This window comes from Paenibacillus sp. NPDC056579, from assembly GCF_042793215.1.
Lineage (GTDB): Bacteria > Bacillota > Bacilli > Paenibacillales > NBRC-103111 > Paenibacillus_S.
In genome coordinates, this window is record NZ_JBHTVD010000006.1 from 358,246 (window position 1) to 379,600 (window position 21,355).

At 49.0% G+C, this 21,355-nt stretch carries 10 protein-coding genes and 3 pseudogenes; 7 read left to right on the forward strand and 6 right to left on the reverse strand.

What is annotated here, in order from left to right; translation table 11 throughout:
- Positions 1-9: 9 nt before the first annotated feature.
- On the reverse strand, positions 10-3,366 hold the full coding sequence (locus ACFQ88_RS23825) for a family 43 glycosylhydrolase (RefSeq protein WP_379457429.1): 3,357 nt from the start codon (positions 3,364-3,366) through the stop codon (positions 10-12).
- 85 nt (positions 3,367-3,451) lie between these two features.
- Complete coding sequence (locus ACFQ88_RS23830) at positions 3,452-7,423, reverse strand: S-layer homology domain-containing protein (protein WP_379457432.1); 3,972 nt, start codon at positions 7,421-7,423, stop codon at positions 3,452-3,454.
- Between the two features lie 542 nt (positions 7,424-7,965).
- Between ACFQ88_RS23830 and ACFQ88_RS23835 the strand changes: the two genes are divergently transcribed.
- The 3 genes and pseudogenes from ACFQ88_RS23835 to ACFQ88_RS23845 form a co-directional block, all read left to right on the forward strand.
- Positions 7,966-10,257, forward strand: coding sequence for a helix-turn-helix domain-containing protein (locus tag ACFQ88_RS23835; RefSeq protein ID WP_379457434.1), 2,292 nt, complete (start codon positions 7,966-7,968; stop codon positions 10,255-10,257).
- A gap of 92 nt (positions 10,258-10,349) precedes the next feature.
- Positions 10,350-10,706: pseudogene (locus tag ACFQ88_RS23840) on the forward strand (transposase); the annotation flags it as partial.
- 4 nt (positions 10,707-10,710) lie between these two features.
- Positions 10,711-10,848: pseudogene (locus tag ACFQ88_RS23845) on the forward strand (DUF1259 domain-containing protein); the annotation flags it as partial.
- On the opposite strand, the pseudogene ACFQ88_RS23850 reads toward ACFQ88_RS23845, so the two are convergent.
- Positions 10,845-11,042: pseudogene (locus ACFQ88_RS23850) on the reverse strand (IS3 family transposase); the annotation flags it as partial. The pseudogenes ACFQ88_RS23845 and ACFQ88_RS23850 overlap by 4 nt on opposite strands.
- Before the next feature lie 180 nt (positions 11,043-11,222).
- The gene (locus ACFQ88_RS23855; protein ID WP_379457436.1) at positions 11,223-11,711 is read right to left on the reverse strand and encodes a CBO0543 family protein; all 489 of its coding nucleotides are present in this window, start codon (positions 11,709-11,711) and stop codon (positions 11,223-11,225) included.
- A 275-nt stretch (positions 11,712-11,986) separates the two neighbouring features.
- On the opposite strand from ACFQ88_RS23855, the gene ACFQ88_RS23860 reads away from it, so the two are divergent.
- Genes ACFQ88_RS23860 through ACFQ88_RS23875 form a run of 4 tightly spaced genes read left to right on the forward strand, consistent with a single transcriptional unit; the run spans position 11,987 to position 16,188 of the window.
- Entirely contained in the window at positions 11,987-13,600 is a 1,614-nt protein-coding gene (locus tag ACFQ88_RS23860) for a spore germination protein (RefSeq protein ID WP_379457438.1), read from the forward strand.
- On the forward strand, positions 13,597-14,811 hold the full coding sequence (locus tag ACFQ88_RS23865) for a Ger(x)C family spore germination protein (RefSeq protein WP_379457441.1): 1,215 nt from the start codon (positions 13,597-13,599) through the stop codon (positions 14,809-14,811). The genes ACFQ88_RS23860 and ACFQ88_RS23865 overlap by 4 nt, the downstream gene beginning before the upstream one ends.
- 6 nt (positions 14,812-14,817) lie before the next feature.
- Positions 14,818-15,051 carry a hypothetical protein gene (locus ACFQ88_RS23870; RefSeq protein WP_379457443.1) on the forward strand — a complete coding sequence of 78 codons (234 nt, stop codon included), beginning with the start codon at positions 14,818-14,820 and terminating at the stop codon, positions 15,049-15,051.
- A 39-nt stretch (positions 15,052-15,090) separates the two neighbouring features.
- The gene (locus ACFQ88_RS23875; protein WP_379457445.1) at positions 15,091-16,188 is read left to right on the forward strand and encodes a GerAB/ArcD/ProY family transporter; all 1,098 of its coding nucleotides are present in this window, start codon (positions 15,091-15,093) and stop codon (positions 16,186-16,188) included.
- A gap of 386 nt (positions 16,189-16,574) precedes the next feature.
- Here ACFQ88_RS23875 and ACFQ88_RS23880 read toward each other — a convergent pair whose 3' ends face one another.
- The gene (locus ACFQ88_RS23880) at positions 16,575-17,081 is read right to left on the reverse strand and encodes a hypothetical protein (RefSeq protein WP_379457447.1); all 507 of its coding nucleotides are present in this window, start codon (positions 17,079-17,081) and stop codon (positions 16,575-16,577) included.
- A gap of 487 nt (positions 17,082-17,568) precedes the next feature.
- A complete protein-coding gene (locus ACFQ88_RS23885; protein ID WP_379457449.1) occupies positions 17,569-21,282 on the reverse strand; it encodes a cobaltochelatase subunit CobN in 3,714 nt (1,237 codons plus the stop codon).
- Positions 21,283-21,355: the final 73 nt, after the last annotated feature.

Below are 21,355 nucleotides of genomic sequence, written 5' to 3' on the forward strand. Positions count from 1 at the left end.
GGCGCTTGTCTAATTCAGGCTTACTTCGGTGACAACCTTCGGCTGCTTGTATGCCACAATGGTCATCTCCACATGGGGACTGGCTGTATGGGTATCGGTCTCACGGTACCGAACCCAATAAGTCCCTGGTGATAGACTTGGGATGGTATCACCTGTTACACTCGACCAGGCGCTCCCACTGTCGGCGGACCATTCCATGTATGCATTGACGCCGGTAATGCATCCATCTTTGGCGTTAACCGCTGTCTCATTGATATGTCCAAGTCCTTCGGGCGCAACCTTCGCTCCTCCCGCAACCATAACTTTAAAATCATCGAAGTCGATGGAGGCATTGGCGAATTTGTCAATGCCCAACACCTGGCCAATCAGCTTAGTGCCGCCTGTGTGACGGAAGTTATAGTCAGTGGCCACCTCAACATCATCAATATAGACGGTATAGGTCTTGGCCCCCCAGTTGACCACCATCTTGATTTTATACCATGTATTGAGTGAAGCGGATTGGACTGGTACCTTATTAGAAGGCCCCTTCTGTACTAAAATGTTACCCTTATCAAACGCCGTGACCACGGAAAAATTGCTCGCACCACTGTCATTTCTCACCATGGCGCCATTGAAGTACCCGGTGCCGGCTTTTAATCTTGCGCGATATTCAATAACGATGCGCTGATCCGCTTCAGCCTTCGCCTCGCCTGCAAATGGCAAGAACAGGTTTGCCTTAGGTTCCGTAGTAGCGGGTGTGACCAGTCGCAGGAATTTATTCCCGCCCTCTTCCTGCACAGTGGCGGTAGAGCCCTTGGTTAGGGCTTCGACTGTAATCCCGAACGGGTACTTGCCCGTCTCATCGTCGGAGAAATCCCTGTAAGCGTTATAGAACACGCCATTCTGTGTACCGTTGAATGAACCTAACAGATCTGCTTCCGCCTGAGCAAGGGCGCTCTGTGCCTGGTTAAGCTGCGCTTCTGTCAGGTTGGCGTCTGCGGAAAGTTCCTCCGCATGGTTCAACTGAGCCAGGAAGGCGTTATACACCGCTTGACTATAGCTTCCCAAACCTTTGTCTAGAGGGTATGAGGAACTGTCTATCCTGCTCTTAACTTGATTCACGATTTCATCAAGCCCCAATCCCGAGATAACCTCCACGGAAGCGACAGCAGGAATCTTCTCTCCATTTAGTGTCAATATGACAGGTACCTGAAGAGTGCCTAGTGAATTGAAGTGAATTCCTTCCAGCTTCCAGCTGACCCCGGAAGTGACTCTCTCCTCCTTGTAGACGACATCAACAACGCCGGGCAGCCTAGGTGTCACTCCGGAAGGAGTCTTTACTTGAGAAAGAACCTGAGGAACCTGAGACGAATCAGGAGTTACCGTCAAGTTGAACTTTGCTTCCTTACCGCCGTATGCGGCATTAATCACCGTATCCCCTGGTTTAGTGTCATATACCCGGCCGGTGACCGTAACCTTAGCCACGTCGGGGTTGCTGCTGAAGTACGTGGCGCCAGCCGTCACATCCTGAGCTTCATAGGTGTTGTAGCGTGCTGTTAACTGCAGTTGCCTTTTCATCCCGCTGGTCAGGGTGTTGTTTAATCCGCTGATAGCAATGGACTGCAGAGATTTAGGTTCAGTGGCAACGGCAACCGTGGCCGTAGCCTTTTTCCCGTTATATGTTGCGGTGATCGTGGCGCTGCCCGCCCCTACCCCCTTAACTATATCCCCATCAATAGCTACGACTGCTGTATTTGAAGAAGAGAAGGATACTCCGCTCTCCACAGGGGAATAGGTAGTGCCTGTTACCGTATACACAGGCAAACTGCGACTTTCATCCAACCCCAGCGTATACCCTGGAGATTCGAATAAAATTGTCGGTGCGGCATCAAGCTCGAATACATCTATACTGTCAATTTCGGCAAGGTTGGTGTCTGCCGAGAAGCGGACGGTATTGTCGCCTTGCTTGAGGAGGACTTTCTCTGTGGAGATTCCCCAACAATTCCAGCCGGAATAGATGATGTTCAATTTGATGCCGGAGCTTCCGTTGACCGACAATATTTGGGTTGCAGCTGTTCCGCTCAACGAGCCGTTGGCATTACGCACAGACAGCATATAAAATCCCGTCACCGGCACGTCGACTGTAAACTGGACATAATCATTGGTGTTCGAGATGTTGGTGATCTTCATTCCGCCGGAAGCGGTGATCTCCGACCGGACAGCGGGGCCGGTACTGCCGTTAGGTTCTTTCACCAACAGGGCGGCTTCCGCCTCATAGCGCTTCCGCACCGGCTCACCTGAAGGGATGGCAATCGGTTTATTCGGCTCGACGGGCTCTCCAAGGTTCGGCGTTCCATCCTCATTCCAAGTGAACTTCTGAGTGCGTATACTGCGGTTCCAGCCTGCGCCAACCCAGCGGGCGCCGTGGTAGACAATCCAGTCTTCAGTTCCGTCGGGAGAAGTGGTGAGACTGTGGTGGCCCGGGCCGACAACTCCGTTGGCGCTGGAGAAGATTGGCTTGTCCCGTTTCGTCCAAGAATTGGGATCCATCAAGTCAGTGCCAATCTTGGCCGTGATCAATCCGAGGCAATAGTAGTCTGTCCAGCTACCATTTGCAGAGTAGACCAGGTTGATGGTGTCGCCCTTTATCGTGATTTGGGGACCCTCATTGATCTTGCCCGGGGTATTCTCCCAAGCATACTCAGGCATTGAAAGCTGCAGCCGTTCCGAGCTGATGGTTTTGGGATCGCTCATTTTGGCAATGTATAAATTCTGGCCTTGCCCCGACTGATCACTTGCCCAGCCAGACCAGATGAAATAGTGTTGATCATGTACCGTCAGAACCGTGCCGTCGATCGCCCAGCGGTCGGTAGAATCGGTAATTTTCCCTATGAGTTTCCATTCTCCGCTCATCGGATCAGCATTGGCGTTCTCCAGCACGTACATGCGGTGATTTTTTCCTTCTCCGTTGTCGGGTGAGAAGTAAATATACCATTTGTACTGGCCATCGGCATCTTGGAGATAGTGAATTTCCGGTGCCCACACATTGGAACTGTACATGGTACCCGGCACCGCTCTCCAGACAACTACCTTATCGCCTGCATCAATACCGGTGAGCGTCTTCGATCTCCAGAGTGTGACATTCCCGCCAGTTGTATGGGTATAGTAGTAATAGCCGTCCGTGTGCTTGTAAGCATAAGGATCGGCTCCGTTCTGAAGGATAGTATTGTAGAAATTGGACACTTCTGACCCCCCTGTTGTCGATGCCGATATCGAATGTGTCGTATCTGTCGTCGGCTCTGCAGCCGCAGCTGCTCCAAACCATTGCGGCAGCATCAGCAGCACTGCGAGATAGAGCAGCAGATGCCTGAATCTTTTCCTGATCATATGCAATCCTCCCTGGAATTTTATAGCTCTCGGCTTTCACGAGGTAGATGGGACAAGTGATGCCTTGTCCCACCTTCATACACAGTTACTTTTGAAGAAGCCTATAAATAACAACTGCGGTTTCCGCTCTTGTAGCCGTTCCTAGGGGGTTTATCTCGTTGTTGCTGCCTTGAATAATGCCGCTGTGAATCAGTTCAGCAACCGCAGCTGCAGCATAATCACTCAACAGGGATACATCGGTATATCCGCTGATGTTGTCAAGCGATGCACGCTCCAAGCTTTTTCCAGTTACTTTCAATGCTCGATTGACTATGACCATTATATCCTGTCTTGTGATCGGGTTTTGAGCACCGAAATGGTTGTCATCCACGCCTTGTACAATACCGAGGGCTTTTGCAATACCTACCGCATCATAATAGTAGGCTGCCTTGCTGATATCCTCAAAGTTTGTAGCGAATTCAGCCTTCAGCCCCAATGCCCGAACGATCATAGTAATAAAGTCAGCACGAGTGACATTTTGGGCTGGTTCAAAGTTACCATTACCGGTTCCTTTGATGATACCTTTTGCGGCCAAATCCTCGATTGCAGATTGTGCCCAGGAATAGCTTGCTCCGACATCATTGAATTTGGTTGTTGGGGGAACGGTACTCCCACCTGTTGCAGTTCCTGTGTTTCCAGTTCCGGTGCTGCCGCTTCCGGTATAGCCGGTAGAGCCAGAACCATTGCCACCATGGGAGGAGTCTCCATCTCCAGAGGTATCATCATCGTTATCATCGGAGGAACCATCGCCGGAGGAAGTTTTGGTCAACGTCATGTTATTGTTACCGCTGTCGCCGGTGACCGTGACCGAGATAGATTTGCTCACATAACCGGAGCCGGAAGCCTGGATCGTATAATTGCCCGGTTGGTTAAGCGTAAGCATATAGTCTACCGTCGTTCGACCGGCAGGAACAGTATAGGTTGCCGAAGTTACCGTATTGGTTCTGTCTAGAATACTAATCGTTACAACACTGGAGGCAGTAAGTCCCCCGATCGTTCCGGAGATATGATATGCCGTAGGGGATACAGTCTCCGGAGTGAGTTCGATGATGCCCAAATCCACATCATGTCCGTTCATATCAACGGTCGTTGTGTACGGCTTAAAGACGGCTTTTTGGACGGTTAAGTCGTATGAACCGTTCACCAGGCTTGCAGCGAATTTCCCTTGTCCATTCGTATTATAAGTGCTTCCTCCAATGGTTACCCGGGCCGCGTCAATCGGGATGGTTGAGTCTTTAGCGTATACGGCTCCTGTCACTGTGTGGGTGGGAGAACCCGAAATAGGCGCTACCAGGGTTAATATAAACTTATCAAATGCAAGGCTATAGCTTGAGCTCAAATCATTTTTACCCGTGATCCTGAATTCCAGCGTATGGTCGCCTGCTTGAGAGAAAGTCAAGTCTCCATAATCTACATCCGTGTAGAGGAATGGTCCGTATTCATCAACTGTATTCCCCGTTGCCGCTCCATTCACATAAAGCTGAGATATACCTTTGTCATCGTCCTTTTTGAGTAATGCCTTTAAATTATATGTTCCTGCCGACGGTACATGGATTGTGTACTTTACCCAGTCGCCTACAGCATTGGCTTCATATATCGCTGCAGATCCCCCTGATGCCGGAGCTTCTGAAACTGTACCGTAGTTAGCTCCCGAATTCGTTTGGGAAAGGGATTCTGCCTGGTACTCATAGGTAGTACCGGGAGTTACTTTCACGATATATGCCGTATCGGTTCCCATCGTTGGTAAAGCGATAGTTAGGGCGTTATCGATAACCGCATAATTGCCTTCCAATTCAATTTTTGTTCCCTGCTGTTCTTTACCATTTTTTGTTTTTGTATTCTCTACAGATTCAACTCTGATATGAACCTTTCCGGCATTCTGCAGGTAAGCCGGGATATCCTTCAGGGTTAACGGTGTATCGTAACGAATCGTATTATCGGGATTCCCCAGAAGGATGATGGATCGTTTCGCTTCGCTGTCGCTGGTCGCGAAAGCCTCCACCTGTTCTTTGTTCTGGATGGTTTTTACCTTTCTGCCCGTAGCATGGCCATACCAGTAATACAGATACCAGCGGCTTGTAGGCTCGGACAGTGTGGCGGAATCCGCCAATTCGTCCAAACCTGCTCTGAAGTCAGGATTATCACCTTGCCATTGAGTATTTCCTTTCAGGGCATAAAGCAGACCGTTCTGCTCTGATCTCTCCAGCCTAGCGATGTAGTTGACTGACAATCCGGGATCATAACCCTGGTTGATGTCGCTAAGCTCCCATGGCCCTTGATATTCGGTAATTGCCAATGGCATTGGAGTGATCCCGTTTTCAAGCATCCAATTCTTTATCTCCAGTGTATGTCCTTCAATGTCTAACGGAGCACCGGACAATTCGTGCCAGCTCAATATATCTGGCAGGACATTATTCTCTTTGCAATATAGCAGGAAGTCCTTCAGACCCTGAAAATTATATCCAAGATATTCCGGCGCCTGAACTTTGTTATGCGGATCCCAATTCTTGATGACGTTATAAGCCCTTTTGTGTGTCTCATTGTAGTACTCCATACGGTCTTTCCATTGAATATTAGGCTCATTCCATGTGATCCATGAATGTATATCATAATTCTTTTCTTTAGCTTCATCCAGAAGCTTCCGTACATAGTCTTCCCATTCCTCATAGGTCGTGAAAGGTCTGTCATTTACGGGTCTTCCGGGCCACTTTGTTTTACCGTCATCAAATTGAAAACCATGATACGCATTGATCATGATTTTTGCTCCTGTAGCCTTGACACGGTTATAGGTAGCAGGGTCAAACAGGCTCGGCAGCCGCTCATGGTAGGTAGCACCCCTGACCGTCCTCACGGTTAACGGATCAATTAACTTCTGGGCTGGATCAATTTTCCCAATCCCATGCAGGAAACCGCTTGCCAATTGAGTGGCTTCTCCCCAGTCTTCGGAATAATCAACGGTTACAGCCGTTGCCCTCACAGCATCTGTACCTTGATAAAGCCTCAAATTGTCAAGATTAGGGCCTTCATTGACGGTGGTTGTCAGTTTTATGGTGTTATTGCCTGCCTGAAGAGTAGCCGTTCTATGAACCCTTTTCCACGTTTTCCAATTAGCTGTTGCAGGGAAAGGAAGAGGGTCTGTGTCCTGGATACCATTAACTTCCACTATAAGAGGTCTCTCGCTCTTAGTATTTTTGTCGTTGGAGTATCTGATTTCTAATAAGTAGGTTCCTGCGACAGGTACATTCACTGTCCATGTTATAGAACCGCCGGGTTTGGCATGGAAATCTACAAATCCGCTTCCTTGAAAATCTCCATTGTTCTTGTTGTTATCGACCTTCGCATTAACCAATTCAGCGTCTTCAGCTTCGTATACCGGAATTGAAGGGGGGGCTACAACAGCGTTATCAAACTTTGCAGATTGATTGAAAGTAGCAAATCCGACTTTGCCCGTTGTAAAGGATTCATCGGACACGGAAAGCTTTCGTTCACCGTTTACGAATCCTTCTATCGTACTACCGTTAACAAGGATTTTCAGATTATACTCTGTATCATTCATCAGTGGATTGGATATGGATTGCAGCACGATCCATGTACCGGCTTCTTTCTTCCTCAGAGCGAGTGTTTGGTCAGAAGAAGTATATGCGAGCTCATAATAGTTGTCATGATCGATAAACCTTGCCATGAGATGTACAGAATTGATTGTATAGCAGTCCAATGCCTCTACATTTACATCGGCACGAAATGAATAGTTTGTCCAAGAGGGTTCTCCTGCTATGCTTTGAGCAGAGCCTGACAGACTGCTTTGCCTGTAAGCCCCGTTTCCTTCATTCATATAAGTCCCCCAGGTTCCGCCCTCAACAGCCCAATTTGCTTTTGAAGCGTTTTCAAAATTGTCAGATAAGAGATACACAGGTACCATAGACTGGGTGGCAGCGAATGAAGCTGCAGGCATCAAACTGAACAGCAAGGATAAAACCAATAAAAGGGACACAAACAACGTTTTCTTACTTTTATCCATGTTCACTACTCCATTTCATAATTTATTTTCCTAATTAAAACTCCAGCAAATCCTCCTTTCCCCTATTTTCTGATGCTTCCGGGAAACGTAGCATGGCTCCGCCATTGTCACAAACATCAGCAATTGCTAGAGCCAGTGTAGTATTTCTATCCGCAATAGATCAATCTCAATCCAATAGAATGCATATTCAAAATTCCCAAAACCAATATCAAATATGAGCAAATCATCATCAAAAACAAAAAAACGGTGCAACACCTGACGATGTCTGCTTCCCGCGGAATTGCCGGAGTGCCACCGGTCCAGCAGCACAGGACGGGCATGCTCCAAGTTGTAGGCCATAGATGGTCTTATAAAGCCTGCGGGAAAATTGTGGAATTTCATTCGTAGTGTATTGTAGTATAATATTTAGGAACGTAGGCTCTCCAGGATCGGTAATCCCTGCTTGCGGAGCGTGGAGACGAACCTTCGAATGTGGGTGAAGATCCGGGTACCCTCCTCCGTGCGAAATTTTGTTACCCTAATCATAATAAAGAGGGGATCTCATGAACGTAAAGAGAATTTTGAACACTAGAAATAGTATCATTTTCACCCAAATTTTATCTTATATATTGATTCTGTTAATTCCTATCATTTTCACTGGAATCGTTTATTTTGTTACTGTAAGGACCATTGAGCAAGAAACAAACAGGGCACATCTTGCTATGCTGAAACAAGTTCAGCTGAATATGGACAACATCTTAAAGGATGCTGAGCGCTTAAGTTTTGATATTGCCTTTAACCCGGATATTCAATTGCTAGCCACTTCGCAGGAAACGAACTGGAATAACAAACAGTATGAGGTTTCTCAGATAGTAAAAGATTTCAAAAGGATGAATATCGCGAATGGCTACATAGATAATTTTTATGTGTACCTTAAAAATTTGGATGCTGTGATTTCTTCAACAGCAGCTTCAAGGAGTAAATATATGTACTCTATTCTTGTCAATAATGACATAAGGTATGAACAATGGATAGGTACTCTTCAAAATGCGTACAGCGGCAGATATCTCTCAATAGGCAATAAGACAAACTCAAATGAGGATTCCGGAGCGCTCACTTACATGCGTTCAATCCCAATATCAAATTCGGAGAAGTCTCTTGCCACAATCGTCATCCTGTTTAATAGAGAACGATTTACTGAAATGATTCAAAATATACAATCGGCGCAGTATGGAAGTATCTTTATTTTAGACGAAGAGAACAACATTCTTGCGTCGACTTCTTCTTTTCATTTATCAGACATCTTACAGGTGAATGAGCTGAGCGATAGTGATAATATGCTGGTTAAAGGACAAGGAAAAGATTCGTTAATCATATCCTATACTAAATCCGATGTATCCAAGCTAAAGTATGTTTCCATTGTTCGGCGAGAGATTGTTATGGAAAAAAGTGAGTTTACAGAAAAATTAATGATTGCAAGCATTATACTATGTTTAATTTTTGGAGGAGCTGTATCGGTTTTACTTACATGGCGTAATTATAATCCGGTTCGTAATCTCATCCGTATCGTCCAAAATGGGAAAATAAAGAACTCGTATGACAGATCCAGTAATGAATATCAGTTTATTTATGAGGCAATCCAGGATGCTCTTCAAGAAAAGGAAAAAATCAACCTTAAACTTAAACAGCAAAGCAGTGTTGTGAGAGCGGATTTTCTGCAAAAGCTTTTAAAAGGGAAGTTTGGCAATATATCTGTACATCACAATGCATTTTACGCTCTTGACATGCAGTTTTTATCCGGTGAATTTATAGTAGTGCTCCTATCCATAGAAGATAAGGGCAAGCTTATTTCCTTAGGGATTGGAGATGATTTTGAAGCGAAGTCAAAGCTCCCTAGCTTTGTGATCACCAATGTTTTTGAGGAGCTCTTGGGAAAAAGGTATAAGAATTTTGTTACAGAGATTGATGAGAAAATAGTATTCCTAGTAAACCTGCGGGATCCTGAAGCGGTAGATCATGTGCAGGAATTGGTAAACATTACAGAAGAGCTGCAAGGCTTTTTTAGAAAATATTACAATATGACCCTTACAGTTTCTATCAGCGATGCTCACACGGGTATCCATGGCATGCAGGAAGCATATCAGGAAGCTGTAGAAGCACTGGAATACAAAATGATTGCCGGTAACGGAAAGATCATCAGCTTCCAAAGTGTGAAAAATAATGTCAGAGATTATTTCTACCCTCTTGAAAAAGAGCAAAAATTAGTGAATTGCATCAAATCCGGAGAGTTTGAAAAAGGAAAGCAATTACTTGATGACATTATTCGCTCCAACTTTATTGACGGCACTCCCACTGCTGAAATGACAAGGTATTTTATGTTTGATCTTGCAAGTACGGTCGTAAAAACAGTAAAAGAAATATCTGCTGATGAACCGGTGGAAAAATTGTTTGAATGTGAAACCGTAGCTGAGTTGCAGGTGGAGATTACCAATACACTGTCATCGGTATGTAAACTCATTCAGTCAAAAACCGGTAATCGATCCTACGAATTGAGCAGGAGTATTATCGAGTTTGTTAACAGTCACTATGGAGAAGTTACCTTAAATGTAGCGATGATTGCAGAAAATCTGGGAATTACTCCAAGCTATATGTCAAAGCTCTTCAAAGAACAAACCGGAGAAACCTTGCCGGATTATATCAATAAGGTAAGGCTGGAAAAAGCGAAAGTATTATTAAGGGACGAAAAACTCAATATCTCTGACGCAGCTGTCAAAGTAGGGTATTTAAACAGCAATGCGTTGATACGTAGTTTTAAAAAGTATGAGGGAGTTACTCCGGGAAAATATAAAGAATGATTATCCTTTTATTCCAGCACAGCGGACCCGGAAGGGTCTGTTTTTGTGATGATATGAAATAAAGGATATGGTTTCTATAAACAATGAGCATTCACCAACGGCTTATGCTAAAAACCATGCTCACGCACATCGATTTCCTGAATGAACAAATTGCTGCTTTGGATATGGAGGTTGCCAACCGGCTCCCCCCTTTTCAAGCAGACCTGGATCGACTGGCCAGCATCCCGGGCATCGCAAGGAGAACAGCTGAACAGATTCTAGCTGAAATTGGGACCGATATTCGTTCTCGATTCCCAAGCTCCGCCCACCTCTGCTCGTGGGTTGGCCTCGTTCCAGGACATAACCAAAGTGCAGGAAAACGAAAACCCTCGAAGACCCGCAAAGGCAACAAATATCTCCGTTTAGCCTTAACGGAGGCCTCTCACTCGATACGAGGGTCTGATAATTATTTTGAAAGGAATAAAAGTTACTTCTGTCCATAACGAATGGCTATTCGAGCAAACCCGCTTGATTTAAGTTAATATTGAAGCAGATGAGAGACCTCTTATTTTCGCAAGAAAAGTCAGGCGAGCGTTTGATGCTATTCATTAATAAAAAACGAGGTTGGTGTCGCGTAAACACCATCGTTGGACATGAGCTCGGTATTGTTCCGGACTCATGCCTTTTAACTTTGTCTTGAGATGTTTGTAAATGTTGTAATCGATATATTTGGCTAGTTCTTGTTTGAATTGCTCAACACTTTCTAACTCTTTCAGGCATAGGAACTCCGATTTCACGATGCTAAATGGTCAAGTCCGCAGAAAAATCCCTGCAAATCATCATTGATGACCACATTTAATAGAAAAAAAAGAAGCTGATTCGAATCGCGAACAAACCAATGGGATTATATTTCCATAATTGGTAATAATCAAAGTTCTATGTCCTCTGAAAATTACTAAAGTACCTCTCAATATGCGGTGAACGGATTACAAATAATCAAAGATCCACATGAAACCAAGCGTAAAAGGAATCGAAAGTAAAAGTGCTACAGGCGGGTTTTTGTAGTGGAGAAAAATCATTGGAAACATGATGATGTAAAAAATCACACTCCACCCCATGTTCCATCCCCTAAAATAATCCATGCGGTCGGTCAGGAAAAAAATGTACTCGATGGCAGAAAAGACAATTATCCAAGATGCCCAGTACAGAAATATGCGCCTCCACTGAAGTGGGTGGTAGGATAAAAACAAAATGGTCATGGAAGTTTCTACGATAAAGATAATAATGATGTCCAGTAGCCCTTGGGGAATGAGCGAGGACTTGTACAACCAAAGGGGGCTAGCTTTTACGATAAAGCTGTAAAGCAGGTTGAGCACCACCATATAGAGAATCGTGGGGTAAAACTCTTGCCACTTGGACCACTTTGCGTAACGCAAGGCAAGAAACAAAAGAATTCCAGCCAGTGTAAGATTCATTGTACACATTGCCTCTTACCGAGGCTGCACCTCCGTGTAAATTTTCGTTATTACTTTCATTCTTTACATTTTGCTTGATTCTAAACTCGGTTAAAAATAGACTACGCTAACGAATACATTTGTGTGGAATCGGGCCGTTATCTCATTATTGCACAGGTTTTGTCACCAAACGGCCGATCTGTCTGCCATTCCACAGATTTTATAATCATCTCCTCATACAACTTGCCTCCATTGGAAAGGATAACGTTAAAAGTAAATTTTAGGTGATGTAAGTCATGCAATTATGGGGAAAAACATTACGGCTCATCATGAACCGCTCCCGCCGGCAGTCCGTAGGTGCCGCCCTCTCGCAGCCCACTCAGCCGGAACCGCTTCATTCCCGGCTGGACGCCATATTTGAAGAAATCAGCCGCGTTATGGGCCGCAGCAAGGATTTGGTAACGGAAAAAGTTTGTGTGGCAGCCGTTCCCGCCCAACCAGTTTACATCGGATTGATTTATATGGATGGTCTGACCGATACGACAGCTCTTCAGGAATTTGTCAAGAAGTCCTTAATACAAAACGGCCCGGCGATTCAGCAGGAGCTTTCGCAGCGTCCGAGTCCGGCGCCCGAATTCCTTCGCAATTATATGGCTGCGGTGGGCGAGTTCAAGAACATCACGGATTATCCCGGCATCTACGATTCCATCTTATCCGGTGATGCCGTCGTCATCCTGGAAGGACAAGCTTCCGCTCTCTCATTCAAAACCAAGGGAGGCGAATCCCGGGGCGTGGAAGAGCCTATGTCTCAATCCGTCGTCCGGGGGCCGCGCGATGGCTTTACGGAAAGCTTCGGCACGAATGTTGCGCTGATCCGCAAACGTCTGAAGACCCCCCAGCTGTGGCTGGAAACGAGGACGATCGGCAGATTTTCGCGGACGACGGTCGGGTTCATGTATATCAACGGCATCGTCGGTGAACAAATTGTTCAAGAGGTCCGAACCCGGCTGGACCGAATCGATATCGACGGAATCCTGGAGAGTGGCAACATCGAGGAGCTGATTCAGGACGAGACATTCACTCCGTTCCCGATGCTGTATAACTCGGAGCGTCCGGACTCGATCGCCGCGGGCCTACTGGAAGGGCGGGTGGCCATCCTCGTGGACGGGACCCCATTCGTGCTGCTGGCTCCGGCTTTGTTCATGCAGTTCTACCAATCCGCCGAGGATTATTACCAGCGCGCCGAGTTCGCATCATTGATCCGTATTCTGCGGTTTGTTTGCTTCTTCATCTCATTACTGGCTCCATCGCTGTACATCGCCATAACGACATTTCATCAAGAGCTGCTGCCAAGCTCGCTGCTGTTCAGCCTGGCAGCCCAGCGGGAGGGCATCCCTTTTCCCGCTTTTATCGAAGCGATGCTTATGGAGATTACCTTCGAGATTCTTCGCGAGGCTGGGGTACGTCTCCCGAAGACCGTCGGACAAGCGGTGTCTATCGTCGGGGCGCTAGTCATCGGTCAAGCTGCTGTGGAGGCAGGGCTAGTATCTCCAGCAATGGTCATCGTCGTGGCGATTACGGCCATCTCCAACTTCGTCATTCCGTCCTTTAATATGGGTATCTCGCTGCGCATCCTGCGATTTATCATGATGATTACCGGAGCCACCTTCGGCTTGTTCGGCATCACCGTCGGTGTGATCGCGATCGTACAGCATTTATGCAGCCTGCGCTCCTTCGGTGTTCCCTACATGTCGCCCATGGCGCCGTTCATCCTCGCAGATCAGAAGGACACCATCCTGCGGCTGCCTTTATGGGGACTGTTCGCCCGTCCACGATTCATTAGCCAGAAGAATCTCATCCGGGAGAACAACCCCCCTACCAAGAAGCCGGAAAGGAAGGGATCTTCATGAAGCTAGGAATCGTGAAAAGAAGCGGAGCTGCTTTATGTATGTTGGCGCTGACCACCGCGGCGCTCTCCGGCTGCTGGGACCGGCACGAGCTCAACGATCTGGCCATTGCCGTCGGCATCGGCTTTGATGAGGACAAGGGCAATCAAGTGCGGGTTACAGTGCAGCTCGTCAATCCGGGTGAAGTCGCTTCCAAGCGGGGCGGTGCGACCTACGCCACGCCGGTGACCACCTTGAGCATATCGGAAGCGACCACCCTGGAAGCGCTAAAAAGTCTGACAACCATTAGTCCGCGAAAAATTTCCCCCTCCCATCTGCGCGTGCTCGTCATCGGAGAAGCGCTGGCCCGGAAGGGAATCCAAACGGTACTCGACGGCATCTCACGCAACCACGAATTCCGGTCGGACTTTTATCTGATCGTTGCCAAGGGAACCGATGCGAAGCAAGTGCTGAGCATCCTGACTTCGCTTGAGAAAATTCCGGCGAACAAGCTGTTCCAGTCCCTAGCCATGTCAGAGAAAACCTGGGCGCCGACCGTCACCATGCAGCTCGACATGCTCAGCTCCGATCTATCCAATTCCTCCAAGGATACGGTGCTCACCGGGATTCAGGTGCGTGGAGATCAAGCTACCGGATCGACCAAGAAGAATGTGAGCCGAAGCGAGCCCTATGCCCGGCTTAAATACAGCGGTCTTGCCCTATTCAAGGGCGATAAGCTGGTGGACTGGATGAGCGAGGAAGAGAGCAAGGGCTATAACTATATCATGGACAAAGTCCATACGACCGCTGGCCATGTGGAGTGTCCTCAAGGCGGAACGGTCGGGCGCGATGTGGTTCGGACGAAGGCGAAAATCAAAGGGAAGGTCATAAATGGCGTTCCGAAAATTACAGTCGATCTATTCCTTGAGGAAGATATCAGCGAGTCGACCTGCAGCATCGACCTGACGAAGCCGGAGATCCTGGAGCAGCTCGAACGGGACGGCGAGAAGAAGCTACGGGAAATCATGACGGCCGCCATCCGCAAAGCGCAAAAAAACAAGGCCGATATTTTCGGCTTTGGAAACGCGATTGAGGACACCGATCCTAAAGCCTGGCTCCGCTTGAAGCCGGATTGGGATCAATATTTTGCCGACCTGGATGTAACGGTCCGGCCAACTCTCGAAATCCGGAGGCTGGGAACGACCACTAATCCTATTCAGATCAGATCGGAGTGATGCCTGATGTGGGCGGGCGCCGGAATCGTATTGTCCGTTATATTGATTGTGCTGACTGAGGTTCCTTACCTGCTGAGGAAGCGCCTACTCCCGGAGCTGGCGGTGTTCCTAGTCCTGCTGCTGGCAGGGACCGTACTGTCCTTCATGGAGGTCATGAGAGTAAAGCTGCCGAATCCGCTAGACTGGATTACTGCGGTCTACAAGCCGATCAGCGATGCCTTCAATGCCATGATGAAGTGAATAAACGCTGCAAATCTGTTGGGGAGTGAGGTCCGTATCATGCTGGAGAAGGGAAAAATCGGCGTTCATCAATTCACTGTCCTAGCCATCCTGTTCACCTTGGGCAGCTCTTTGCTCATTTCCCCCTCGGGGCTTGCGTTTGCCGCGAAGCAGGATGCATGGATTGCCGCGATCTTCGGGCTAGCCGGCGGACTGCTCTTAATCCCGCTCTATTATCGCTTCGCCATCCTTTTTCCACAGAAAACGCTGGTGCAGTACAGCCAGGAGTTGCTTGGAAGGTGGCCCGGGAGAGCCGTTGTGCTGCTCTATTTCATCTTTTTCTTCACGCTCGGAGCGCTCGTGCTTCGGAACATCGGCGATTTTATAACGGCGCAAGTGCTTCCGAATACGCCTCTGCAGTTCATTCATGTGTTTTTCCTGGCGGTCATCATCTTCGGGGTTAGACACGGGATCGAGACGTTCACCCGGTCAGGGGAAATCTTCCTCCCCTGGGTCAGCTTCTTCTTCCTATTTATGGTCGTGCTGCTGCCGACCCAAACCCATATGGACCAGATTCGTCCGATTCTGGGATACGGCTTGAAGCCGGTCCTGCAGGCAACCGTTCCCTTGATCGGCACCCCCTATCTCGAGCTGGTCGTTTTTCTCATGATCCTTCCATGCGTCAACCAATCCCGGAAAACGGCCAAAGCGTTTGCGACAGGCGTCGCCATTGGAGGAATGGGACTGATCATGATCTCGCTGTTGTCCATTCTAGTGCTTGGCGCTGACTTGACGGCCCGGCACATCTACCCAAGCTTCACGCTGGCTAAAAAAATCAGCGTCGGCAACTTTCTGGAAAGAGTCGAGGTCATCATGGCGGGCATTTGGTTCATTACCATTTACTTCAAATTGAGCATTTGCTTTTACGCTGCAACCATGACTTTCGCCGAACTGTTCCGCCTGAAGGAAGCGCGGCCGCTGTATTTGCCCTTCGGCATGATCATGGTCGTCTATTCGATCGTCGCTTACCCGAATTCGGCTTATTTCCTTAATTTCGCGACAAAAATATGGGTCTGGTTCTCCGCCACCTTCGGCTTGCTGATCCCCTTGCTGCTGCTGGCTGCGGCCCGTCTGCGGAAGATCGTCCCTCCCAAGTAAGTGGGACGCGGAATTTCGCTCCGGCCAGACTGCTGTGGTGAGATGTTGGCAAGAAAACATCGCACCATCCACATGGGAAGCCGCACAGTTGAAGCGACTAGACATTTTTTCGCTGAACAGGTCGTTAAGCAATATAGGGTCGCCGCCGTCAAGGCCGCCTATATATGAGCTTGAACTCCTGCTTATAAGCCACCTTAGGGTGTGGTTTCGTTGTAAAAAAATTGAGTTACCCGAATACTTTTTCTAGCTCTAACGCCATACTTATTCCCTGCAGCAACGTAGCTCCGCTCCACTCAATGAATTAGGTCTTAGCCGTTATCACCAAACATGAGTTTCTATTTCTTTTCTATGATTTCGTCTAACAAGAGTTATACGTAATTAAGATGTTAATATAAAAGGCCCATCACTACGTCGTCTTTCGCTTGTTCAGTCGATCTTTCAATGGATACTTTTACAAACCATTTAGTCGACTTCTGCACAACGCGGAGAATCCCATGCTTGCTATTAGATAGCATTGTTTTCTCCCGATCAGTAACGGCCGCAGGGACGACAAGACGTTGAACTTTTCCGTTCATGACAATAGGGAAAGAAACGCTATCGTCTCCAATCGCATAATTCTGATTGTTGACGAAGTACACACGCTTTTTGAGAATGGGACGCTTCTTTTCCTTCTTGGACTTCTGAAATATGTTTTTAGTGTCCCGAATGAGTTGATTCTTCACGGCAGAGGGCAGATTCGCATTAACGGTCTTTGAGGTTAGCTTTGGAAACGTTCCAGACGCTTCTGCTTGCTCAGTTAGCTCGTTGACCGTCCGAATGTACTCATTGCCCATATCCACCAATACAGACGGATTGGACGGAAATATACGGATTTGAATTGTTAGCGTCTGCATGATGTCACCCTTTCAAAGCTTGTTCTACTAATTGCTTGGCGCGTTTGCCCGCTACCTTAGTCATATACGAGTGCCTCCTGATTACATGTCGAAAAACGGACTATGTTTGTGTCGTTGGCTCGCGACAAGAACATTGTCCCATTATCTAAAAAAAACGACCGCAATATATGTGACTAAGAAAAGGACAATGTTTGTGTCGTCCGACATCCTTCTTCTTCACAAAAAAAGAGTTTGTCCCATTATCCGCGAACAACTGTCGGCGGCAAGTAAATCATGAAAATAATGATTACTTTGCCTCCAATTGGCGATCACAGATAAAAAGCCGCGATTTACGCGGCAATTAATGTGATACTGTTCTTGTCACCCGACATACGGTTGGAACATACACCGAGGCTGCGTCTCCTTCCAAAGGCTACTTTATTTTTCCTTAACTCGAAGTCTTATATAGTAATTTTTTGAGATCGACAGCTACTCTTTCCTTTTTTATTTATACCGGCGTTGACTCTTCCAAATCCCCTTCCAGCTCGAGATATTTTTGTCTCAGCCGGTTCAGTGCATCGATGCTTGGTTGCCAGTAACCCCGCTGATGGCTTTCCAGCAGCGTTTCGATCATGGCATGGTAAGCCCACCGGTTGTTTTCCTCCATTTGACGGCTTCTCTTCGGGTCCTCGACATAAACATCATACAGCTTGTCGAACACCCAGGGCTCGACTTTTCCGGTCGTTGCCGCCAAGCCCAGAACGTATTCGAAACGGCGGGCAATGGTTTGCGTCCCGTGATATGGATGCTTGAGCAGCGCATCGATCCATTTCGGATTGGTAAGACGGGTACGCACGCCGCGGGCGATTGCATGCTCCGCCGATTCCGTCAAGATCCGCTCTCCGGTCGTGTCGGTGATGTGAATTTCGGGACGGCTGCCTTTGGCCAGCTCCACCGACTTGGACAACCCTCCGAAATATTCGTAATAATGGTCGGAATCCGTCACCTCGCGTTCGTGGCTGCTGCGAATTTGCGAGACGATGTCGACCGCCAGCAGATGGGAACGGAACAACTCCGGCTCCGCCTGTCCACGCGACTTCAAACTATAGATATGCTGTTGGCTTTCAGCATATTTATGGCCAAGCTCGGCCTCCTCAGTCCAATGCTTCGTTTCGATCAGCTTGGTGACCGAAGTTCCATACTCTCCTTCCGCCGGACCGAATAGGCGGGCGCTGGCTAGATCCGCAATCCGTTCTGCATCATAACCGGCTGCGATTAGCTTTTCTGCCGCTCTTCTCGTATGAGCCTTGAAATAGTTGAACTCCTCGGGCTCCTCCAGCTCGGATACTTGCCGGAAGATGCGATTTAAGTCATCGACCACGTTCGGGAACATGTCGCGGAACAGACCTGTCATATGGACAACAACGTTCAAGCGGGGTCTGCCTAGCTCCTGAAGCGGAATCATATCGTATTCGGTACGGAACGCTCCACTGCCGATTCCGCTTCTGATGCGTACGCCGAGGTAATGAAGAATTTGTCCGATCGTTTCACCTTGCGTCCGTGATGTTTCCAGTCCCCAGACGATCACCGCCGTCGTTCCCGGATATTCGCCGTGCTGCTCGCGATACTGCCGGATCGAATTTTCGGCTACGACCGCTCCGCGTTCTGCTGCCGTCTGGCTCGGTACGGCACGCGGATCGAATTGATACAGGTTGCGTCCGGACGGGAGCACCTCGGGACTGCGCAGCGCATCGCCGGCGAGCTTGGCCGGTACGTATTTCCCTTCAAGCGCACGTAATAGCCCCTCCATCTCCTCGTTCGCCAGTGTGCTCTCGTACGCCCGGTAACCGTACTCCAGCGACAGGAGCAATGCCGAGCGCCATTCCGAACGTTCGAATGCATACTGCGGCGGAAGCTCCTTGGTTCCGATAAACACTTTTACAACAGACTCCGCTTCCAAATCCAATTCCCGCAGGGCCGCCATATCCTTGTGCGCGACCAATGCCTCCGCATCCCATCCCCTGCGCTCTGTAAGCAATCCGCGAAGGGACCGGATTTCCCCGCGCTCATGGCGCAGCACGAATCGCATATGAGCCGCAGCAGCTTCCGGGGAATATCCCTCGCCGAGCACATGCAGGCCGCTCGGGATGACCGAACGTCTCATCCGGTACAGTTCCTCCTCCATCTCATCCGGCGTCGTCCCGGAGAAATTCAGCGATTCCGCACATTCCCGCAGCTTCCGGAGAATGTCTTCGCACCGGTCCGGATCGAGCTGCTCCGCCTCGCGGTATTCATGCATCAGCATTTCCAGACCAAGCCATTCGCCGTACAACTCCGCTTCCGTAAACGGAGGCGCCTGATACCCGATCAGCACCGCATGGCTTCGCCTCTTGGCGATCATCGCTTCGGACGGATTGCCAGTGTAATAGTAATATAAATGCGGCAAATCGCCGACAAAATCGTCCGGCACGCAATCGCCCGACATGGCGCATTCCTTGCCTTGAAGAAACTCCAGCGTGCCGTGCGTGCCGACATGAATGACGGCGTCTGCTTCCAACCCTTCGCGTATCCATTGGTAAAACGCCGTATACTGATGGGTCGGCGGCAGCGACCGGTCGTGATATGATTTTTCCGGGTTTTCGTGAATGCCTCGTGATGGCTGTAAACCAATAAACACATTGTTGCTCAGAATGCCCGGTATCAGGAAGGCGCCATCCTCCGTCATCACGTCGCCGGGCGGCTCGCCCCAGCGGTCTGCGGCTTCAGTCCCCCACGCCTTGCGCTTGAGCTTGGCGCCAAAAGCGGGATCAGAATACCGGATCATACCGGACGGTGCCCGTTCGCCGGACCATTTCCCGGAATTCACCAAACCGCCTTCCATGAATCGGGCGCGCAATTCCTTCGCGGACATTTCCTCCACGTCGTATCCCCGCTGCTTCAATTCAGTCAGCAAGCGGGAAACCGACTCGAACGTATCGAGGAAGGAAGCACCGAACACGTTCGCTTCGCCTGGTGGGTAATTGTAACAGATCAGGGCGAGCCTCTTGTCCCGGTTCGGCTTACGCTGCAGCGCCAGCCAGCGCCGGACGCGATCGGCGAGCCGCTGCGCCCGTTCGGGAATCAACGTCAGCTTGTTCAGGGAAACGACCAGCTCCGTGTCCTCCCCATCACACCGCAATGCGGCGATCGGATAGGTCTCAATGCTGCCGTCCAGTTCCGGCAGAACGACCTGAACGAGATATTGCGACGGCGCCAGTCCCCGGATGGACTGATTCCACTCCTCGAACGTCGTGTTTGATAGGAAAAATGGATGGAGCATAGGTGCCTCCAATGCCTCAAGCAATTCTGCAGCCTGGTCTTGGACGGCCGTTCCCGAGACAGGGCCAAGGCCTAGGCGAAACGGCAAAAAGTTAAGAATCAGATTCACGGGCCGGCCTTCAGCGAACATCAGCTCGCGCAGCCGGTCCATCGGGACGTTCATGACCGATGGAAAGGCGATCGGCAGCACATCGGCGAACGATTCGATCTGATCTATCATTTGTCCGATGCAACTCCCGACATCCGCCGGATTGCCATTGCCCAGGAAGAAAAAGGCCACGGTTGGCCGATCACTCAATCGCGAGTAACCGCGGCTTTCCCGATATGCCGAATAGGAGGCGTATGCCTTTCGTGCCGTCGGCTCAAAAATGCACAACTCCCGCACATACACCGGATCGGTCGGCTCCGGCAGGTAAGTGCAGTCGCCATACGTCCGGCCTGCCAGACAGAGCATTCCGAGCATATTATCCGCTCCGCCGCCGCGCCAATATTCGGTTATCCGGACGTAATGGGCGTAATCCGTCCTTTTACCCGGAGGCAGTTGTCCTTCTTCGTGCCGTCCCGGCTGGGCGGGCAAATCGCCAGCCGTCACCATGCCAAGCCGCAGCAGCGAACGAATGTCGGAAGCGTCGCTTCCAACCGGAATCACGTGAGCCGAACGGTTCTGAACGATACCCCCGATATATGAAATCGACTCCTTCCGTACGCCGTGCGCATCGATTACTACGAGGTCGGCTGTTTCCAGCTTGCTTGCAATATGTATCCTTTGTGCATCGGTAAGCTCTGCGCCGAGGTCAATCAGCACCAGCTTGAACCGTCTGCGCTGCTCTTCTGCAAGTGTCCGGTACGCTTCAGACAAATGGACGAGCGCCATCTCCCCACCCGTCATTACAGTTATATTCATCGAATACCCTCCTTCCAAAGATAACGGATCTGCTTTCATGCGAACGAATTGTTAGTTGTAATCAACTGAGTAA